Raw genomic sequence first — 3,306 nt, 5'->3', positions numbered from 1 at the left:
CGATTTTTCAGTTGATTCAGAGGAGTTTATAGGTGTTGTCGAATTTTTAGAAGGTTCTTGGGTGATCACAAACCACAAGAGACGCGAATCAATTAATTTGTGGAGTGAGTTAAACGAACTAGAAGTTATCGGAAACAAATGGCAAAATCCGGAGCTGTTGGAAGGAGTGAAGTAGGAATGAAAGAACTGATTAAACTGATAAACAAAAATCCTGATTTGGAAGTGGTGCCGCTTGTCTACACAGAGATCGCAGATTATGAGTTTTCGTTTGTGATGGGCAAAATATTAAAATGTGAGATTGATTACATGTGTGAATACGATGAGCGTCTTTTTGTTTGGTCAGACGAAAACGGACTGGATTTGTTGGGCTATCTTTGGGACGAAGAAGAGCGAAAGTCTTTTCTTTCTGATAAAGAAGAAATCAAGGGGCAAATAGAAATAAGGGCTAGAATACGCTATGAAGCGATTGAGTGGAAAAAAGTGATTGTGGTTTGGATCGGGGCTGAGTAGATGAGGTACGAGCTGGGCGACAAAGTGAGAATAAAAAAAATTCTGGCGCAAAAAAAAGTCTGCCATACGACTTCGAAGAACGACTTCGAAAAAATCCAGAAGAAGAAAAAAAAGTTCTATAAGTACACTCTTGTCGATTGTGATGAAACAGGTTTCATTGTGGGGATTAGGTCATTAAAAATTTCAACAACATTGATATGGACTTTTGAAGATTCTATAAATTTTGGAGTTGGTTCTAGTCCAGAATACGAAGGAGTTAGACAAAGAGATTCAGAACACATCAGTATTTATTTAGTTGCAACACGAATGAATTGTTTTAGACGTGTCAATCAAGCGGACATAGAGCTTTTGGAAGGAGTGGAGTAGATGAAAGCATATTTAAAATGCGAAAATATGGAAAATCATAAAACACTAGATTTGAAAATTGAGGGACAAGAATGGGATGTCGCAGCATCTTACGATGAACTCTTAGAATTTAAAGAAAACGAGGACATTAAGGATTATGACATCATGTCAAAAGAACGTTTATATGCGTGGTTAAAAGAATATGGCATTACCTTATACGATGATAGTAGGCAGTGGCTAGAGGACTTGAAAAATGTTAAGTGGAAAATTTTAGGATGGACAGAGGTAGCAGAAGATGAAGCTAGAATGTTTGGATTTTGAGAGGGGTGGAGTAGATGAATGCGGAAAAGAATGAATGTGTTTACTGTGAAAGAGGGTTTGTAAACGAGCCACTTATTGAGGAACATAAAGGCGAGAGAATGGACGAATGGTCTAGTGCTGATTTTGTTGTAGACATTGAAGGAAGCACTTTGTACGCATCCGGCACTTGTTCAGGACGCATAAAAATAAACTATTGCCCCATTTGCGGGCGGAAGTTGGAGGGGGACGAGTAAAAAATGGACAAACTAACTCATTCAATCTATAAATCAGGATTAGAGGCAGGTCATAAACAAATTATTGCCTTATTTGACCCAACAGAAGATTACGACGATGGCGAAGAAGAACTGCAAGATTACATTCGAGAGGCATTATTCTCGATTGAAATCGCACTCGATACGCTAGAAGATTTGAAACCAAAGGAGGAAACAAAATGCAATTTTTAGGAAGAATGGCAAACCAATTTTTGAAAGAAGATTTAGAAAAAGAGTTTATTTATAAAGTCGAGTGGGAAGCACGAGGGATCGGATTAGCTTACTATAGCGGCACAGAAGAAGTTAGGGCGAATGATAAAGAGGAAGCAATCAGGATTACAAAATCCAGAGTTAAACAAAGTATGGATTTAGATGCGAAAATTAGAAATGTTGAGGTGGCAGAATGATACTTCTACTCATAGGACTGTCAATTATAACCATAACAATTGGGTCGATTATAATGTTTAAAACCGAAAACGATGGTTTAAGTGGTATATCAGGTTTACTAATTGCGATAACCGTCCTCAGTATCCTTGTATACTGTGGGCTTGCAATAAGAATGATCTACAAAGTATCAAACGAACCCGCTTTAAACAATAAAATCGAGATGTATATTGACGAAAATAAAAAAAATTGAAGCTGATATTGACGCAACAGTGAACAATTTTATGAAACACGAAAATGAAACATTTACAGATGCAAAAGCAGAAAGTGCAATGACGCTCGTCAGTCTCTATCCTGAATTGAAATCGGACACATTAGTAAAAGAGCAAATAAAAATTCATACAGAAAACAACAAAAAAAATTAAAAAAAATGAAGGCAGAAAAAATAAGTTTGAGTACAACAAAATGGTGGCTTTATTTTGGAAGATGAAGGAGGATATACAAATGAATAAAAAATATGAAGTGACGGTTCATTATAAAAACGATGACGTAGAAACGATCATTATGAGAGACGCTGATGCGGAGCAAATTATTGAATGCATAGAAGCCCGACTTATACCGATTGGCTATAGTATCAATGGTTCACCCTATGTGAGACTGGTTAACGCTGATGAAATACGCGAGATCGACATGAAATCATTAGATTCAGAGGAGGATAGTTAAATGTTTTTTTAGTCTCGCATTGTTTGTTATAACACTAATTCTCTTTATTGCTACTGTCGGACTAGCTATAAGCAGTGAACATCGAGTGAATGAAATGTTGAATGAAAAATATGTTGAAATTGTAAAACCGATGATTTCAATTGGTGACATTATCGCGATTAATCATAAACTCGATAATGATGATTATGACTTGGGGATTGTTACAAATGTGTCCGGTAAGTTTGTTTATTACCTTAATGAAAAAGGGGTTAAAAAGCAAACATTCATCAAACAAATCACAAAAATATATTGTAGCAAAGACCTTTCGGTAGAATGGAAAGATAAAGTTAAACAGAACTTTGAGGACGACATAAAAAGAGTGATGAAGGAGGTACAAGAATGAAACTTCGCGAATTGGTTACAGAACATACCGAGTCTCTGATGCTCGCTGGATACTGCGAATGCGGTGAGGCTGTATATGATTTATTTACAGATATGAATTTAGCATTTCCGCCAGTACACGAATCTCAAATTTTAGCACTTAAACCTGAGTTGTTAGACAATGTTGGATACTATAATGGATATGGTTCACTAATAAGATAAAGACGAAAATTTAATATGTATGGAGGAGGAAACAGGAATGAAAGAATTCGATACGTTGGAAGAAATTTCTAAAACTTTACAGTCAGGTCTAGATCAATTTGAGAATGTAGCAGGTGAAAATATAAAAAAAGCTAATCTAGTCATTATCCAGCAATACAACGACGATCAAATGATCGCTATCACGGTTAAA

General features: G+C 36.1%; 10 protein-coding genes. All 10 read left to right on the top strand.

The annotated features are described in order from the left end of the window. Positions 1–28 precede the first annotated feature (28 nt). Entirely contained in the window at positions 29–175 is a 147-nt protein-coding gene (locus MFLO_RS17305) for a YopX family protein (RefSeq protein ID WP_206538349.1), read from the top strand. A 2-nt stretch (positions 176–177) separates the two neighbouring features. Next, the gene (locus MFLO_RS13815; RefSeq protein ID WP_036098636.1) at positions 178–510 is read left to right on the top strand and encodes a hypothetical protein; all 333 of its coding nucleotides are present in this window, start codon (positions 178–180) and stop codon (positions 508–510) included. Then, positions 511–876, top strand: coding sequence for a hypothetical protein (locus tag MFLO_RS13810; protein ID WP_036098635.1), 366 nt, complete (start codon positions 511–513; stop codon positions 874–876). After that, positions 877–1,176 (top strand): hypothetical protein, encoded by a 300-nt coding sequence (locus tag MFLO_RS13805; protein WP_036098633.1) that lies wholly within the window; start codon positions 877–879, stop codon positions 1,174–1,176. Between the two features lie 236 nt (positions 1,177–1,412). Continuing rightward, positions 1,413–1,619, top strand: coding sequence for a hypothetical protein (locus MFLO_RS13795; RefSeq protein ID WP_036098629.1), 207 nt, complete (start codon positions 1,413–1,415; stop codon positions 1,617–1,619). Then, positions 1,607–1,834 carry a hypothetical protein gene (locus MFLO_RS13790; protein WP_036098628.1) on the top strand — a complete coding sequence of 76 codons (228 nt, stop codon included), beginning with the start codon at positions 1,607–1,609 and terminating at the stop codon, positions 1,832–1,834. The genes MFLO_RS13795 and MFLO_RS13790 overlap by 13 nt, the downstream gene beginning before the upstream one ends. Positions 1,835–2,041: 207 nt before the next feature. Beyond that, positions 2,042–2,236 (top strand): LemA family protein, encoded by a 195-nt coding sequence (locus MFLO_RS13780; RefSeq protein WP_036098626.1) that lies wholly within the window; start codon positions 2,042–2,044, stop codon positions 2,234–2,236. A gap of 79 nt (positions 2,237–2,315) precedes the next feature. Beyond that, positions 2,316–2,534 carry a hypothetical protein gene (locus MFLO_RS13775; protein WP_036098624.1) on the top strand — a complete coding sequence of 73 codons (219 nt, stop codon included), beginning with the start codon at positions 2,316–2,318 and terminating at the stop codon, positions 2,532–2,534. Positions 2,535–2,619: 85 nt separating this feature from the next. After that, a complete protein-coding gene (locus tag MFLO_RS13770) occupies positions 2,620–2,916 on the top strand; it encodes a hypothetical protein (RefSeq protein ID WP_149023067.1) in 297 nt (98 codons plus the stop codon). Beyond that, the gene (locus MFLO_RS13765; RefSeq protein ID WP_036098621.1) at positions 2,913–3,116 is read left to right on the top strand and encodes a hypothetical protein; all 204 of its coding nucleotides are present in this window, start codon (positions 2,913–2,915) and stop codon (positions 3,114–3,116) included. The genes MFLO_RS13770 and MFLO_RS13765 overlap by 4 nt, the downstream gene beginning before the upstream one ends. The last annotated feature ends 190 nt before the right edge of the window (positions 3,117–3,306 follow it).

Source organism: Listeria floridensis FSL S10-1187 (genome assembly GCF_000525875.1).
GTDB classification, from domain to species: domain Bacteria; phylum Bacillota; class Bacilli; order Lactobacillales; family Listeriaceae; genus Listeria; species Listeria floridensis.
This window is presented reverse-complemented; position numbering and strand designations above follow the sequence as displayed.